Raw genomic sequence first — 15573 nt, forward strand, 5'->3', positions numbered from 1 at the left:
GCGATCGAGAAAGCCCGGTTGCCATCGAGATCAAATCCGAAAAGTCAAACTCGTCGCTGGGCCGCGCAGGCGTCTTCGTTCTGCGGGCGAGGGCGGCTTTTCATTTTTGAAGCAGTGGAACGGCATCGCGGCGGGGACACGCCGCGTCATGCACGATGAGGGGCATTCCGATGAACGTAGCTGGGCAGACGCAGACCGAAGGAGTGATCAGCGCAATTCGGCGAGCCGGTCGCCGAGGATCTGTGCGCACATTCACCGCCGCCGTGTTGTTGTCGTCGACCAGCCAGGCCTGCTTCGCGCAATCGGCGACGCCCGGGTCGACGATCACGCTGGAGCCGGTCGTCGTTCAAGCGCCACGGCAGCCGGTGCGCTCCGTCGTCCGGCAGCGCCCGTCGGCTCCGCGTTCGGCGGCGACCGATGTGACGCCTGCGGCCCCGGCGGCGGCTCCGTTGGTGACGCCTGCGGATGTCGTCCGTCAGCGCTTCGAGGTGCTGCCCGGCGGCGTTGCGCTGGTGTCCCGGCAGGAGATGGCTGATCGCGGCAATCCGACGCTCGCCAACAGCCTGAGCGGGGTCCCCGGACTGATCGTGCAGAATTTCCTCGGCTCCAACGATCAGCCGCGGATTCAGATGCGCGGCTCCGCCCAGCAGAATCCGGCCGAACGCGGCGTTCTCGTGCTCAGCAACGGCTTGCCGATCAACCGCGCCGACGGCTCCTACATCATCGGCTTCGCCAACGCGCGACAGGCCGAATCGATCGAGGTGTATCGCGGCTATATGGCCAATCGGCTCGGCGCCACGGTGCTGAGCGGCGCGATCAACTTCGTGTCGCCGACCGGATCGAGCCAGCCCGGCACCCAGATCGGCGTGAGCGGCGGCAGCTTCGGCCAGATCAACACCAGCGGGCAGGTCGGCGGCAAGAAGGACAATGTCGACGCGTTCATCCAATTCGACACCAGCCGCCGCGACGGCTATCGCGGCTACAATTCGTCGGAGCGCGTCAGCGTCAACGGCAATGTCGGCGTCGCGCTGTCGGAGAACGTCAAGACGCGGTTCTTCATGGGCTATACCGATCTCGGCTTCGACGTCCCGGGGCCGGTGAACAAAACCACGCTGTACGCCAATCCGAAGCAGGTCAACGCCGGCCCGACGGTGGTCGGAGGCGTCGCGGTCAATCCCGGTCCCAACGCCGTGCGCGACAAGCCGCGGCGGGAGGCAAGTCAGTTCATGGTCGGCAACCGCACCACGGCTGTGTTCGACGCGCATCTGTTCGACGTCGCGATGGGCTACACCTACACCGACGACATGTTCCGCTTCCCGATCTCCTCGGGTGTGCGCACCACGCAGGGCGGCGACTTCACCGGCGTGGCACGCTACGCCTACAATCCGGCGGCCGCACTGCTGCCGCTGTTCGAGACCACCGCGCAATACACCGTCGGCTCGGCCGATCGCAGCTATTATCTCAATCAAAGCGGCCAGACCGGGTCGCAATTCGGCGCCAACCGGCTGAACGCCCAGACGCTGTCGCTGTACGCCGGCGCCAACGTTCCGGTCTGGCAGCAATTCGTGGTGTCGCCTTCGATCTCCTACGCCTATGCGACGCGGGACAGCGACGATGTCTACGGTTCGGCGCGCCGGCCGACGATCGCGTACAATCCGGCGAAACCCACGGTGCTGCTGCCGAACGGGTCTGTGGCGACGCAAAGCACCAGCTATTCGCGCAACTATTCAGGCTGGAGTCCGAGCCTCGCCTTGAGCTATCGGCCGGACGCGGTGCAGACCTTCTTCATCGCCGGCAGCCACAGCTTCGAGCCGCCGACCCATGACGATCTGATCGCGACGATCAACGGAACGCCGAATTCGAGCCCCGGCCGGCCGACGCCGGGCAACCCGTCGCTGGCGGCGGCGGCGTTCGCGACGCCGAATCTGAGCGCGCAGACGGCGAACACGGTGGAGGGCGGCTGGCGCGGTCGCGCCGATCGCTTCTCCTGGGATGTCGTGACTTACTACTCGTGGGTCGACAACGAGTTGCTCACGCTGCGGGACGTCACCGGTGCGCTGCTCGGGGCGGTCAACGCCGACCGCACGACGCATTTCGGTGTCGAACTCGGCGCCGGGATGAAGTTCACCGATCGGTTGTCCGGCCGCATCGCCTACACCTATCAGGATTTCCGTTTCGTCGACGACCGGACCCGCGGCAACAACCGGCTGGGCGGTGTGGTGCCGCACCTGATCTATGCGCAATTGCAATTGCAGGCGACCGACGCCTGGATGGTGCAGGGCGCGGTGCGCTGGAGCCCGTCCGAGGTGGCGGTCGACAATGCGAACACGCTGTTCGCCGACCCCTATGCGGTGGTCGACATGCGCAGCGAGTACCAGATCGACAAGACCTTCCGGGTGTTCGGCGAGATCACCAATCTGTTCGACAAGACCTATGCGGCCACCACCCTGGTGGTCGATCAGGCGTCGGCCGGCCAGGCGGCCTTCCTGCCCGCCGACGGGCGGGGCTTCTACGCGGGTATCAAGGCAAGGTTCTGATCAGTAAGGAAATCGAGTTCGACATGAGCATGCTTGCAAGATTGGCGGCGTTGACCGTCGCCACCATTCTCTCCACGTCGGCGGCGGCGGAGTCGCCGAGCCTGGAGCATTTCCTGGAACAGTGGGACACCAACGGCGACCGCGCCGTTACCCTGGCCGAGATCCGGCAGGGACGCGAGCAGCGGTTCTTCGCGTTCGACGCCGACGCCAACGGCTATATCGATCCGCAGGAGTACGACCGTTTTGACAAGGTGCGGGAGGCGGGCATCGCGCGTTTTGCGCCGGAAGACCAGGACAAGATCCGGCAGGTGGCCAAGGGGCTCACGCGGGCGTGGAACGACACCGATGGCGACGGCCGGGTTTCCCGCGCCGAGTTTCTCGATGGCGGCGAAACCTGGCTGAAGGCGCTCGACAAGGACGGCGACGGTCGCGTGACGATCAAGGACCTGTCGTAGAGGGAACGTCGGCGACCGGGGCGGGGATGGTCGCGGCCTTCGTCGTTCGTCGTCCCGGATAGGCCGATGCTACTATTGCGGCTGCGATGATCGGCGGAATCGACGCGTCGTCACGACGCGGAGCGGTGTCCACTCCATCCGGAATCCGTCTGTATGTGGAGCCTCTGACCGGTGAGGTCGAGAATGCGCGCCTCCACGCCATGAGATTCATGGACGATGCGCCGGATGACCGGCAGCGGCAGCAGGCTGAAGCCCGTCGACAGCGCGTCCGCTTCGGTCGCCGTCGGCGCGATCACGCTGACAGAACCGTACAAGCGCGGGCTGCGGCCGGTCCGCGGGTCGAGCAGATGGGTGAAGCGGCCTGCCGGATCGAACCGGAAGCCGGCGCCCGCAGAGGTCGCCACGGCTCGGTCGGCGATTTCCACGATCTCGCCGGATCGGCCGGGCTGGTCCGGATCGGCGAGGCCGACACGCCACGGCGTGCCGTCCGGCCGTCCGCCGATCGCGCGGATTTCGCCCATATCCACAAGCGTCGTCGACAGCCCTGCGTTCCGGAGCAATTCGACGACGCGGTCGGTCGCATAGCCTTGCGCGATGCCGTTCAACGTGATGGCGGCGCCGCGCTCGAGCAACACGATGCGGTCCGGCGTGACGCGCAGACCATCGCGTCCGACCGTCTCCAGCGCCTGTTCGAGTTTCGCCGGAGACGGACCTGCGGGATCGGGCCGGTCGGACGAGAAGTGCCGCTGATACAGGCGCCACAACGGTTGCACCGTCGGATCGAACGCCCCGCCGGTCCGCTCGGCATAGCCGAGCGAGGCTTGCAGCAGAACCACCATGTCGGGATCGGGCGCAATCAGTATGCCGCTGCGGTTGAGCTCGCAGATCGCGGAGTCCGGCTGATACAGGCTGAACTGCCGCTCCAGCCGCCGCACTTCGGCGATCGAGCGGCTGACCAGTTCGGCGGCGGCGGCGCGATCCGGATGGTGAATTTCAATCGACACCTGTGCGCCGAGCGCGGAGCCCTGCCAGCGGACAGGCTCGGACACCGGCGCCGCGCGCAATCGGCCGGGCCACAGCGATCCTGCAGCCGCCGCGGCGGCAATTGTGATCATCCGACGGCGCGTGAGAGAGCGGGGTATCATCGGCGGTCCTCGTCAGTTGGTGCGCACGCCGGAATCGTCCAGGTTGCTGGCGGCGCCGGGCGGCTCGCTGCCGAGGACGTAGTCGGCCGGAATCTGGTCGAGCATTACGACCTGTCCTCCGTTGGTGGCGGCGAACCCTTCCGCCGCCGTGCGCTCGCCGAACGGCACCGCTTCGGCCGCACCCATGCCGCCCTGCTTGCGGCTGCCGATCACGAAGAACGCCTTGCGGGCGTCGATCCAGTTGGCATCGCCGGGGCTTTCCCAACTCGGCGCGCGTGCCATGTCGGAGACGTAGATCGCGCGGATGTCGCGCGGCTGGTCCGGCATCAGCGTGAAGGCGACGGTGTCGCGCACCGAGGAGAACCAGAACGGATCGATCCGGCTCGCGGTGATGATCTGGCCCTTGGGCCCGGGATGCTCCATCAGATTCATGCCGCAGAACACGCCCATCGCCTCGGCATTCAGCGCGACCGGCAGCGGCGCCGGGGCGCCTGCTTTCGGCTCGCATCCGGTGAGTAGAACGAGGGCGACCAGCGCCGCCGATACACGCAGTCTCATAATTCCCTCCGTGCGAACGACAGTATCGACAGTCCCAGCGGCAGTGCGATCCACAGCGACAGCCCGAGCAGCAGCGCCGCGAGGCCGGGATTGGTGTTCGCGGCGAGGCCGGCCATGCCGGAAAACTGGCTGACGTTGAAGCCGGTCAGGTTGGTCAGGCGATAGAGGTCGGTCGGATTGAGAAACAGCAGGGCATTCAGCACCGTCCCGGAAATCGTCCGTCCCTGATCCACCACCAGAATGCCGAGAAGCGCCATGTCGAACACCAGCACCATCAGCAGCCAGACGCCGATCGACAATCCCGCCGCCGTGCCGCGGTCGCGGACTAGGCTGGAGATCAGATAGCCGATCGCCACGAACACGGCGCCGAGCATGATCGAAGTGCCGAGCATCGCCGCGAAGGCGTACCAGCTCGCGGCCAGCGTCGAGGCGCCCGTCAGCACCAGGGCGACGCCGGCGGCGCCGTAGCCGATCACGGTGGCGAAAGCGAGGATCAGCACGTGCCCCACGAACTTGCCAAGAATCACCTGGCCGCGGCCGACCGGATAGCTGAGCAGCAGGTTCATCGTGCCGCGTTCCATCTCGCCGACGACGGCGTCGTGCGAGATCAATAGCGCAATCAGCGGCAACAGGAAGATCGTCAAGCTCGACAGGCTGACGACCACGACGTCGAGCGCGCCGACACCGACCTGGCCGGTGGGCGCGCTGCCGAGGAAGGTGAGCGACAGCGCCAGCGCCGCCAGCAGCAACGTGGTCGCCAGCACCCAGCGATTGCGCAAGCCCTCCTGGATTTCCTTGGCGGCGATGATGGCGATGGTCCTCATGCCGCGCGCTCCTGATCCTTCAGGAAATGCGCGTAGAGCTCGTCCAGCGTCGGCGATGCGATCTCGACATTGCGCACGTTCGGATCGGCGGCGGCCGCGCGCAGCAGCGCCATCTTCTGTGCGTCGTCCTGCACCAGCATGACATGGCCGCGTGACGCCGCACAGCGCGGGCCGCTCATCCAGGCCGGCGTCGCCGCCTCCGGCGCGAGATCGATCGCGATGCGGATCGGCAGTCGGGAGATGGTGCGGAGTTCGGTCATGGTGCCCTGAGCGACGAGCTGACCGCGGTTCATGATCAGCACGTGCTCGGCGCGATCCTCGAGTTCGTTCAGCGCGTGCGAGGAGATCAGCACGGTGGCGCCGTCGTCGCGCAATTCGTCGAGGATCTCGTAGAAAGTCTGGCGCAGCGCCGGGTCGAGCCCGGTGGTCGGTTCGTCGAGCAGCAGCACGCGGGGGCGGCCGAGCAGGGCCTGCGCCAGGCCGAGGCGCTGCCGCATCCCCTTGGAGTAGGTGCCGACCTTGCGATCGGCGGCGGCCGCGAGCCCGACCCGCTCGAGCAACGGCCATGCCGTCGCGGGCTTGATGCTCTTCAGCCTGGCGTAGAATGCCAGCGTCTCGCGCCCGGTCAGCGCGGCGTTGAAGGCGACGTTCTCGGGCAGATAGCCCAGCAGCCGTCGGCCTGCGAATTCGCCGGCGGCGGGATCTTCGCCGAGCACGCGGATGTCGCCGCGATCGGGACGGATCAGCCCGAGCATCAGCTTGATCAGTGTGGTCTTGCCGGCGCCGTTGTGGCCGACCAGCGCGCTGAGCCGGCCCGACGCGAGTTCGAACGAGACGCCGCGCAGCGCGCGCACCGCGCGATAGCTCTTCTCGACGTCGCTGATTGAGACGGTCGCTGTCATGGTGAGCTCCTCGACGCCGAGGGTTTCGGCGGCGGCGCGATCAGGGGGCGGCTGTCGACCACGCCGCCGGGATACAGCGCCGGGAACTGGCTCTGGGCCCAACGTAGCACCTGCACAGCCGGGCTGTTGATCAGCACCTTGGCGGAGGGCGCGGTCCACAACACGCGGTCGACAAGATCGTTCGGCCGATAGGCGGTGTCGGCGATCCCGTCGCCGTCGAGATCGAACGCCGGGTTATCGCTCCAGTAGTTGCCGCGACCGCCCTTCGACCAATCGAGATCGCGGGTCCCGACATATTTTACCTGGGTGCGGTTGCCGACGAAGGCGTTGCCGGTGATCTCGTTGCCTTCGGAGCCCGCGGTGAAATGCACGCCGATGCCGCAGCGCTCGAACCAGTTGTCGCGGAACTTGTTGTGGTTCGCGTTGTAGATGAACACGCATTTGCCGGGGCCTTCGTCGCTCGGCTGCGCTGCGCGCGGCTCCGGCAGCATGCCCTTCTCGTCGTCGGCGGCATCCTCGCGGTCCGCCAGATCGCGGCGTGGACCGCCGGTGACGCGGTTGCCCTCGATCGCGGCATAATTGGCGTAGTTGAACAGAAAGCCGTGATCGCGGTCGCGCTCCGACACGTTGCCGCGGATGATCAGCCGATTGGAGAACATGATGGCGTAGCCGACGTGATTGCCGATCGAGACGTTGCCGGAGATCTCGCTGTCGTTGGTGTACATGTAGTGCACCGCGAACCGGACGTTCTCGAAGCGATTGTCGATGAAACGGTCCTTGCGGCTGGTGATGCTGAAGATGCCGTCCCGGCCGTAGCGAAAAATGTTCTCGGCGATGACGACGTCGGGCGCATTCCACACCGAGACGCCGTTGCCGGCCTCGTTGAGCCGGACATTGCGCAGACCTTCGACCACGTTGCGCTGGACCCGCGATCCGGACGCGCCGTGGACGTAGATACCGAACAGGTTGCCTTCGAGCCGGTTGTTCTCGACCAGCGCGCGGGCCGCGTCCTTGGTGAGGAAAATTCCCGAGTCCATCGTCTGCAGGTCGCGGCCTGAGCCCTTGATGGTGAGGCCGCGGATGGTGACGTCCGGAACCGTGACCGTGATGACGCTGCCGCTGCCGTTGCCGACGAGGTTCGCCCCGGGCTTGCCGCCGATCACGACGCGTCGATCGATCCGGATCGGGCCGCGATGATCGCCCGGTGCGAGTTCGAGGACGTCGCCCTGCTGCGCACGCTCCAGCGCCGCCTGCAGCGACTGCGTCGGCGCGATGCCGATCGTCTCCGCCAGAGCGGGGCCGCAGGCTCCGGCGGCGAACAACGCCGCCGGAAACAGACGCAGCAGGAAAGACACCTTCGTACTCCTCAGGCCGTCTTCGGCTCGACGAACATCCGGCCCTTCATCTCCATGTGCATGGCGTGGCAGAACCAGGAGCAGTAGTACCAATACACCCCGGCCTTGTCGGCCGAGAACGACACCGAGGCCGTGGCCTGCGGCGCTACCTCCATGTTGATGCCGTAGTTGATGATCGAGAAGCCGTGGGTGAGATCCTCGACGGAATCGATGTTGGTGACGTAGACGGTGACCTGATCGCCTTGCTTGACCTGGAAGTGCTCGAGCCCGAACGACGGCGCCTGCGAGGTCATGTAGACCCGCACGATGTTGCCGTCGCGGATCACCTTGGACTCCTCTTCCAGCTTGATGCCGTCGGCCTTGGCCTGCTTGATCGCGTCGGAGAACATCGGATCGGCGCGGTCCCAGATCGAGATCGGGTTGATCTTGGAACGATGCACGATGGTGGCGTCATGCGGCTCGGCGAAGCTCGGGCCGTCGTGCACCAGCTTCATCTTGTCGCCGGAGATGTCGATGAGCTGGTCGTTCTCCGGCTTCAGCGGCCCGACATTGAGGAATCGGTCCTTCGAGAACTTGTTCAGCGAGATCAGCCATTTCCCGTCGGCTTCCTTGGTCTGTCCCATCGACGTGTGGTTGTGGCCCGGCTGATAGTGGACGTCGAGCTTCTGCAGGATCGGATCGACCTTTTCGCCCTTGAAGGCGCGCTTCGCCAGATCGATGTTCCATTTGCAGACCTGGCTGTCGATGAACAGCGTGGTGTAGGCGTTGCCCCTGCCGTCATAGGCGGTGTGCAACGGGCCGAGGCCGAGCTCCGGCTCGGCGACCACGACCTCGCGCGGCTTGATCTTGTCGTCGAACAACTGATCGAACAGCCGTACGTCCATCACCGTCGCGGTCGGCGACAGTTTGCCGTTGGCGACGATGTGAATGCCGTCCGGAGCGGTGTTCATGCCGTGCGGGCTGTTGGAGATCGGGACATAGCGGGTGTAGGGCGAGCCTTTGCGGCCGTCGAGCACCGGAACGCCGCCCATCTCCTTGAAGTCGCCCTTCTTCACGCCCTCTTCGATCCGCTTGAGATTGAAGATGACGACCCAATCCTGCTCGCTGGCGGTCATTTCCGCGGCGTTGACGCCTTCCTCCGAATTGTAGCAGGTCGCGAACGCGTATTTGCCCTGATAGTCGGCGTCGACATTGTCGAGATTGCCGTCGACCATCACCTGCCAGGCCACCTTCATGGTGTCGCCGTCGACCGCGGTGAAGATCGCGTGATATTCTTTCGGCTTGTCGAGGATCTTGCCGTCGTTGACCAGCGGCACACGGTCCTCGCCGTTGCAGAACACGTAGCCGGTGCGTGGATATTTCTGCACGCGCAGGCCGTGCACGGTGTGCTGGTTCGGCAACTGGATGATCTTGTCGCACTTCATCACGTCGAGCCGGACGCGGGCGACGCGGGTGTTGGCCTTGTCGTTCATGAAGGCGTAGCGGCCGTCATAGGTGCCGTCGGTGAACGACAGATGCGGGTGGTGCAAATCGCCGTTCACATAGGTGCCGCCGCGGGTCTTGAGGAATTCGCGGGTCTCGGGCAGCAGGCCTTCAGTCAGAACCTTGAGGCTTTCGTTGGTTTGGCCCCAGCCGGTGGCGCTGCAGCGGTTGAACACCGGGACGCGCATCAATTCGCGCATCGACGGCAGGCCGACGATGCGCAGTTCGCCGGTCTGGCCGCTGGAGAAGAACACGTAGTATTCGTCGAGTTCGCCGGGAGCGATTTCGACTTTCTGGATCGCCGGGCGTGCGGGAAGCGTCGGCGCCGCCTTGGTCTGGGCGTCGGCGGTCCCGATCAGCCGATTGCCATCGGTGCTGAACGCCATGCCGCCGGCGAGGCCGACGCCGGCCGCTGCGGCCGTGCTTCCGAGCAAGGTGCGTCGGCTGACGCCGCGGTCCTTGGTAGTGTCGGTCATCGTTTGCTCCTTGGCTTTCAGGGTGAGGGTGGGGAGGTCGTCAGGCCGGCGATCGGCCGGCCGCCGGCGGTGATCAGCGTGTCGGGGCCTTTGCCGCTGCGCATCGCGGGCGAAGCCAGCGCGGCGCGCTTCTCGCGCTTCAGCCGCACCTGAATTTGGTGCGGGCAGCGGTGGTCGTCGAAGTACAATTCCTGGCAGTGCATGCAGTAGATGCACTCGTTGACGTTGATGTGCCCTTCCGGATGGATCGCCTGCACCGGGCATTCGTTGGCGCAGCGCTGGCAGGGCGAGCCGCATTCGGGCCAGCGCCGCAGCCATTCGAACATCCGGATCCGGCCGGGGATCGCCAAGGCGGCGCCGAGCGGACACAGGTAGCGGCAGAAGAAGCGTTCGACGAACAGGCCGACGGCCAGCAGGGTCAGCGCGTACACCACGTAGGGCCATTCGCGCGCGAATTTGAGCACGATCGAGGTCTTGAACGGCTCGATTTCGGCGAGGTGCTCGGCGAGGGCGGTGGAGTACAGCGACATCCCGAACAGCACGAGGAAGATGATGTATTTGAGCGGCCACAGCCGTTCGTGCAGTCCCCACGGCAGCCGATATTGCGGTACCTTGAACGCCTGGGCGATGTTGTTGAGCAATTCCTGCAGCGCGCCGAACGGGCACAGCCAGCCGCAGAACGGCCCGCGCCCCCAGAACAGCAGGCCTGCGGCGGTGGACGCCCACAGCAGGAAGATCAGCGGCGCCGACAGGAAGTACTCCCAACTGAAGCCGGAGATCAGCGAGTTGGCGAAAGTCAGCACGTTGACGACGGATAGCTGGGCGTTGGCGTACCAGCCGAGCCAGACCAGGATGAAGGTCAGATAGCCGCGACGCACCCAGGTGTAGAGCCTGGGTCGCCGCACCAGCGCGTTCTGGAAGAAGAAGATCACGACCAGCGTGCCGAGCGCGGCGATTGTGATGCCGATCTTGACGAGGTCGCCCTGCCAGATCCGCATCCACAGCGGCTGTTCGCCGTCGGCGACGGCGCTGGGTGATATCGCCGGGACGGTGGACGAGGCCGGCGTCCCGGCCGCCGCGACATCGCTGACCGTCGCGGCCCGCTGCTCCCGTTTGGTGAGCACCTCCGGCAGCGTGTAGCCGAGATCGAACGTCAGGATCGCCTTGTCGCGCACGCTGATGACGCGTTGCACCAGTAGTTGCAGCGTCCACGGTGCGGTGGGGTCGAAGCTGAAATCGGTCGGCACCACGAACAGCGCGATTTCGGGAAAGTCCGGGGCGCCGTCTGCGGCAAGACTCCCCAGCCGGGTGTGATGGCGGTCGCGAAACCGCATGCTGTTACCGTCCTGAATCAGCTCGATGCGGTCGAAGATGCCGCCGCGCACGTAGCCGGAACCCTTGAACGAGTATTTGCCGGCGCCGGCGACCACCAGCGCCTGCTGCCCCGGCTTCAGCCGGGCGGCCAGGCGGTTGTAGCCGTCGTCGCCGAGCAGGCTGCGGCCGATCGTCGGCACCGCGACGTCGGAGGCGTAGAGATCGACGAACGGTTCGTCGGGATTGCCGTCCTCGGGGTGCTCTGCAGCCGCGCTGTTGCCGGATTTTTCGAAGGCCCGGTTGACCTCGCCGACGGTGACCAGCAGCCGTCGCACGGCGCCGTCTGCGAGCAGTCCCTGCCAGTCGCGGATTTCGCTCTTGTCGAGGTCGATGGTTCTGATGACCGGCGGCACGGTCGCGGCTGCGACGACGCCGCCACCGCCGATGCGGCCGCTGCGGATCAGCTTGGTGGCGGAGCGGACGATGCTGTCGCCCATCACCAGCACGGTGACAGTTGCGCCGCTGACGATATCGACCTGCGGGGCGGGCGCCGTGCCGCGCGCCACGCTCGCCATGTCGGCGCCGATCAGCTTGTTGACGACATCGAGGATGCGCTGCACCGGAATCCCGACCAGCACGATCGGCTCCTTGTGCTCGACCAGCTTGATCCCCTTGATGACGCCGGTTGGATCGATGCCGACCAGCACCTGGATCGGCTTCCCGGAATATCCGGTTGCATTGGCGAAATCCGAGGTGAGATAGGCGAAACCGAGCAGCCGGTCTTGCTGATACACCGGCGCGATGGCCGGCTCGCCCTGCATTGGACCGAATCTGTCGGCGCCCGGCAGCAGCTCGCCCGGCTGAGCCTTGCCGATGAAATCGCCGAGGGCTGCTGCGTGCACACCGCTGCCGCCGCACACGATCAGCAACGTCGCGAGCACCACGGATACGAAAGCGGATATGGCTTGTAATCCCCGCAAGATGATTCCATCGTTTTCGATCGGTGGAGTGCGGGAAATTGCGCGATGCCTGTCCGGTGTCGAGACACACAGTTCCCGTGACTCACCGACGGCATTGTCGAGCGTGCTGAAGTGATGTTCTCCGCAGCAGCTCAAGTCAACCTCCGTAGGAGCCCTCATATGGCCAGAGCGTCGCTTCTCACCGCGGTTCCACCAGCGGCGATCACCGAGCTGTTCGCGCTCTATGCGGTCGCACTCGATCTCGCCCAGCGCGCTCATCGGCACTACGGCGCGCTCGCCGCTCGGGTCGACGAGAACTTCCGTCCGGTCCGCTGCGTGTTCGAGGTGTTGACGGCGCGCGAACGCGAGCGCGTCCGATCGCTGACTGCGGTTTGCGAGCAAACCTGCGACCGCGTGCCGTCGCCGCGCGATCGACCGTGGGTGGCGCCGGACCTCGTGCCGGAATACGAGCTCTCCGACATCGAACAGTCCAGCCTGTCCACGCCCTACACGGCCTGGGCGATTGCGGTACAGCACCGGCAGCGCGCCTTCGTGTTCTGGACCTACGTGATCGCGCTGGCGACGGACGGCGAGGTCCGATCCGCGGCCGAAGGATTTGCGCGGGAAGCGCTGGCCGACGGCAATCTGCTGCGGCGCGAGCGGCGATTGGCCTGGCGGGCGGCCCGCGACGGGCGTGCGCCGGACAGCGAATCCTTCTCCGAGCCCGCCTCGGCTGCGTTGCTCGAGAGTCTGTTGCTCAAGGACATCGTGGCATGGGCGCAGCATTTGACGGACCGGGAGCGCGAGTTCCTGGCGACGCTTGCGCCATCGCCGCTGCCGCCATCCGGCGAGCCGCACGAGGCGGTCGTGGAGGCGGGGCCTGTCGATCAGATCAGCAGCCGTGCGTTGCATCGGGCGGAACAATTGTCGGACCTTTATCTCGAGGACGCCGATCGCGCGGTCGATCAGGCGAGCCTCGAATTGGCGCAGAAGCTCGCGGCGCAATCGATTGTGCGTTTGGCCGGCCTGCGCCGGGTCGCCGCCGCTTCCGCCGCAGTCGACCGGCGCTGATCGTGCGCTGTCAGTTCGCGCGGCGACGGCCTCGACGATCACGCTGAAGCCAGCAGAGTTCCATCGTGATCTCCGACCGGTGGTACGTTGTTGGACGCCGACAGCTATAGTAGCTGGCGAAATGGCGAGGTTGTGCCAGCGCAAACTCGCGGCAGACTTCAGGCAGGCCGTCCGTCTTCGCGGACGTATCGAGGCTGTTCTCGCGGCCGTTCACCTCTATCCAAAGCGTAGCGAATTCCGCCGGAGTGACGCGCAGTGCGTTGCGGTCGGTGCCGAGCAGGATGACGGAGCCGCCGCCGCTGGTCACGGTCTTGGGCGCAGCGGTCGTGATCAGCGCGCCGGCTCGTCCGGCCTATGCGGCCGACCTGCGCCCCGGCGCCTCGATCGCGCTGCTCGCCGGCGCCGGCAGCAGCGGCACCAACTACGCAGCGGTGGCGGCGCTCTATCTCGATCCCGCTAACCGCGCGGTCGCCGGAACGCCGCTGACGACCAGCCGGGCAAGGTCGCCAAGACCTACGAGGTGGAGCTGAGAGAGTTGCTGGCCCAGCGTTGCGGCTACGCTGCCCAAGACGAGCCGATGCGCGCGCTTACTGCGGCGTTCTCAATCTCCGCACCATTCTGACACGCGGCAATATCGGGGAGCCGCCGCCGCCCGAAATACTGCAGCCGCTGAATCTCCGGTTGTCGCTCAACCTCAAAAGGTAGGCGGAGAGCCCGCGGATCGGCGAGCTCTCGCGTGGCTGCTGGGGCCGACGGAATGGTCGTGGCGAGGTCTGACGGATGGCTCCCTCCGATCGTTATCGAATCGTCATCCCGTTGACATAGGAAGCGGCGATGTAGCCGGTTGGCAGTGGCCGGGTGGATCGCCGAGGCGCCGACTGCCGTTCCAGCCCCGATTGATGAGATTGTTGCCGTGATGGTGTGGAGCAACGCCAACCTGACGACTGCCGGAGAGGCGAGGGCAAGTCGATGGACCTTGTCACCGGCCGGCCGCGTGGTGTGCGCGCTGGCGTTGATCCTGAGTGCCGCAATCGCAACCGGAGAGGAAGCTGCAGTCCCGGTGGGACCGATCGCTTTTCGGATTCGCGCGCAACCGCTGATCGAGGCGCTGCAGGCCTTCAGCCAGCAGAGCGGCGTGCAGGTGATGTTCGAAACCGCAGCCGCTGCAGGTTTCAGGGCCCCTTCAGTCGAAGGTGACTTTTCGCCGGACGTCGCATTGCGTCTGTTGCTCGCCGAGACCGATCTCAAGGTCCGCTACAGCCGGTCGCGCGCCGTCACACTGGCGCCGGCGAGCGCGCCCGATCCGGACTTGCCGCCGATGCTGTCGCTGGGGGCAGGGGCGGATATGGCACTCGAGACCCTCCACGTCAGCGGTAAGGACACCACGGACCGAAATCAGCTGGGGGAGTATGTCGCCGCGGTTCAGTCGGACATCCAGAAGGCTCTGAAGCGGGTCAATCAGTCCAGGCGCGGTGAGTATCGGATCGCGGTGCGGCTGTGGGTCGATCCGGCGTCGCGTGGCATCGACCGCGCAGAACTCGACGGCTCGACCGGCGACCCCGTTCGCGACGCCAGCATCGCCGATATGCTGCACATGATGACGCTGAGCCGGCAGCCTCCGCCGAATCTGCCGCGGCCGATCCGGTTCATGATATCGATCAAAGCGCTATAGCCACGAAGGTCGGCCAAACGTCATGTGGGATATTCTGCGCCGCGCCCCGCCGGAGCCCAATGCCGCGCCGGACTGGCGGGCTACCGCGTCCGGCATCGACTTGCGCTGGCTGGCGATCGCCGCCCTCGCGGTGCCGCTGCTGCTGGCGGCCGGCGTGTATTGGCTGCATCGGCTGCCGCCCGGTCCCAACCTGCGCGCCGATGACAATCTGATCGAGGTGCGGCTGATCGCGCCGCAAGGCGCGGCGCCGGAGAGCCAGGATCGGCCACAACCCGTGCCGTCCGAGACGGTGCCGGCGGAGCGGCCGGCGGAGGCACCGTCGCGCCCGGCGACCGAAACGGCATCGACCCCGGATCCGGCACCGGCCGAACAGCCGGCGCGCACCGATGCGCCGCGGCTGCGGCCGTCCGCGCCGCCGACCTCGCGGGTCGCGCTCGACCAAAAGGCCGCCACGTTTCAGCGCACGCTGCTGTCGCATATCGCCCGGTTTCGGCGATATCCGGACGAGGCGAAGCGCAATCACACCCAGGGGATCGTCAGGCTGGTGTTCGCGATGCGGCGCGACGGCAGCGTCAGCAGCATGAAGGTGACGACCAGCTCCGGCTCGGCGACCCTCGACCGCGCTGCGCTCGCCACCTTGCGCCGAGCCGAGCCGTTGCCGCGGATTCCGGACGAACTGCCTGACAACCTGAATATTTCCGTGCCGGTGGCCTTCGATCTCGCGTACTGATCGCACCTGCGAAATCCGCCTACAGAAATGTCACGACTTTGTCATTGATGGCCGATACCTACCCTTTTGGCCGAGTGCGGGCGGTTGGTGAGC

At 66.2% G+C, this 15573-nt stretch carries 13 protein-coding genes; 6 read left to right on the plus strand and 7 right to left on the minus strand.

The annotated features are described in order from the left end of the window. The first annotated feature begins 170 nt into the window (after positions 1-170). Entirely contained in the window at positions 171-2537 is a 2367-nt protein-coding gene (locus SR870_RS04030) for a TonB-dependent receptor (RefSeq protein ID WP_322516763.1), read from the plus strand. 23 nt (positions 2538-2560) lie between these two features. Beyond that, a complete protein-coding gene (locus SR870_RS04035) occupies positions 2561-2992 on the plus strand; it encodes an EF-hand domain-containing protein (RefSeq protein WP_322516764.1) in 432 nt (143 codons plus the stop codon). Between the two features lie 110 nt (positions 2993-3102). Here SR870_RS04035 and SR870_RS04040 read toward each other — a convergent pair whose 3' ends face one another. Genes SR870_RS04040 through SR870_RS04070 form a run of 7 tightly spaced genes read right to left on the minus strand, consistent with a single transcriptional unit; the run spans position 3103 to position 11992 of the window. Continuing rightward, a complete protein-coding gene (locus SR870_RS04040; protein WP_322516765.1) occupies positions 3103-4137 on the minus strand; it encodes an FAD:protein FMN transferase in 1035 nt (344 codons plus the stop codon). Positions 4138-4149: 12 nt separating this feature from the next. Then, positions 4150-4695, minus strand: coding sequence for a nitrous oxide reductase accessory protein NosL (locus tag SR870_RS04045; protein WP_322516766.1), 546 nt, complete (start codon positions 4693-4695; stop codon positions 4150-4152). Beyond that, positions 4692-5519 carry an ABC transporter permease gene (locus SR870_RS04050; RefSeq protein WP_322516767.1) on the minus strand — a complete coding sequence of 276 codons (828 nt, stop codon included), beginning with the start codon at positions 5517-5519 and terminating at the stop codon, positions 4692-4694. The genes SR870_RS04045 and SR870_RS04050 overlap by 4 nt, the downstream gene beginning before the upstream one ends. Beyond that, positions 5516-6421: an ABC transporter ATP-binding protein gene (locus tag SR870_RS04055; protein ID WP_322516768.1), complete on the minus strand. Its 906-nt coding sequence runs from the start codon at positions 6419-6421 to the stop codon at positions 5516-5518. The genes SR870_RS04050 and SR870_RS04055 overlap by 4 nt, the downstream gene beginning before the upstream one ends. Further along, a complete protein-coding gene (locus tag SR870_RS04060; protein ID WP_322516769.1) occupies positions 6418-7776 on the minus strand; it encodes a nitrous oxide reductase family maturation protein NosD in 1359 nt (452 codons plus the stop codon). Before SR870_RS04060 ends, SR870_RS04055 begins: the two co-directional genes overlap by 4 nt. Positions 7777-7787: 11 nt before the next feature. Continuing rightward, positions 7788-9734, minus strand: coding sequence for a TAT-dependent nitrous-oxide reductase (nosZ, locus tag SR870_RS04065; RefSeq protein ID WP_322516770.1), 1947 nt, complete (start codon positions 9732-9734; stop codon positions 7788-7790). 17 nt (positions 9735-9751) lie between these two features. Next, entirely contained in the window at positions 9752-11992 is a 2241-nt protein-coding gene (locus SR870_RS04070) for a 4Fe-4S binding protein (RefSeq protein ID WP_416221152.1), read from the minus strand. 150 nt (positions 11993-12142) lie between these two features. On the opposite strand from SR870_RS04070, the gene SR870_RS04075 reads away from it, so the two are divergent. The 4 genes from SR870_RS04075 (at position 12143) to SR870_RS04090 (ending at position 15480) form a co-directional block, all read left to right on the plus strand. Continuing rightward, positions 12143-13078 carry a ferritin family protein gene (locus tag SR870_RS04075; RefSeq protein ID WP_322516771.1) on the plus strand — a complete coding sequence of 312 codons (936 nt, stop codon included), beginning with the start codon at positions 12143-12145 and terminating at the stop codon, positions 13076-13078. Positions 13079-13359: 281 nt separating this feature from the next. Then, complete coding sequence (locus SR870_RS04080; RefSeq protein ID WP_322516772.1) at positions 13360-13608, plus strand: hypothetical protein; 249 nt, start codon at positions 13360-13362, stop codon at positions 13606-13608. 320 nt (positions 13609-13928) lie between these two features. Beyond that, positions 13929-14750 carry an STN domain-containing protein gene (locus tag SR870_RS04085; protein ID WP_322518184.1) on the plus strand — a complete coding sequence of 274 codons (822 nt, stop codon included), beginning with the start codon at positions 13929-13931 and terminating at the stop codon, positions 14748-14750. A gap of 22 nt (positions 14751-14772) precedes the next feature. After that, positions 14773-15480 (plus strand): energy transducer TonB, encoded by a 708-nt coding sequence (locus SR870_RS04090; RefSeq protein ID WP_322516773.1) that lies wholly within the window; start codon positions 14773-14775, stop codon positions 15478-15480. Positions 15481-15573 lie beyond the last annotated feature (93 nt).

The organism is Rhodopseudomonas palustris (genome assembly GCF_034479375.1).
GTDB lineage: Bacteria > Pseudomonadota > Alphaproteobacteria > Rhizobiales > Xanthobacteraceae > Rhodopseudomonas > Rhodopseudomonas palustris_M.

Excerpts from the sequence above, each read along its gene's own strand:
- SR870_RS04075 (WP_322516771.1), top strand. The coding sequence starts at position 12,143 with ATGTTCTCCGCAGCAGCTCAAGTCAACCTCCGTAGGAGCCCTCATATG.
- SR870_RS04030 (WP_322516763.1), top strand. The coding sequence starts at position 171 with ATGAACGTAGCTGGGCAGACGCAGACCGAAGGAGTGATCAGCGCAATT.
- SR870_RS04080 (WP_322516772.1), top strand. The coding sequence starts at position 13,360 with ATGACGGAGCCGCCGCCGCTGGTCACGGTCTTGGGCGCAGCGGTCGTG.
- SR870_RS04040 (WP_322516765.1), bottom strand. The coding sequence starts at position 4,137 with ATGATACCCCGCTCTCTCACGCGCCGTCGGATGATCACAATTGCCGCC.
- SR870_RS04050 (WP_322516767.1), bottom strand. The coding sequence starts at position 5,519 with ATGAGGACCATCGCCATCATCGCCGCCAAGGAAATCCAGGAGGGCTTG.
- SR870_RS04055 (WP_322516768.1), bottom strand. The coding sequence starts at position 6,421 with ATGACAGCGACCGTCTCAATCAGCGACGTCGAGAAGAGCTATCGCGCG.
- SR870_RS04090 (WP_322516773.1), top strand. The coding sequence starts at position 14,773 with ATGTGGGATATTCTGCGCCGCGCCCCGCCGGAGCCCAATGCCGCGCCG.
- SR870_RS04035 (WP_322516764.1), top strand. The coding sequence starts at position 2,561 with ATGAGCATGCTTGCAAGATTGGCGGCGTTGACCGTCGCCACCATTCTC.
- SR870_RS04045 (WP_322516766.1), bottom strand. The coding sequence starts at position 4,695 with ATGAGACTGCGTGTATCGGCGGCGCTGGTCGCCCTCGTTCTACTCACC.
- nosZ (WP_322516770.1), bottom strand. The coding sequence starts at position 9,734 with ATGACCGACACTACCAAGGACCGCGGCGTCAGCCGACGCACCTTGCTC.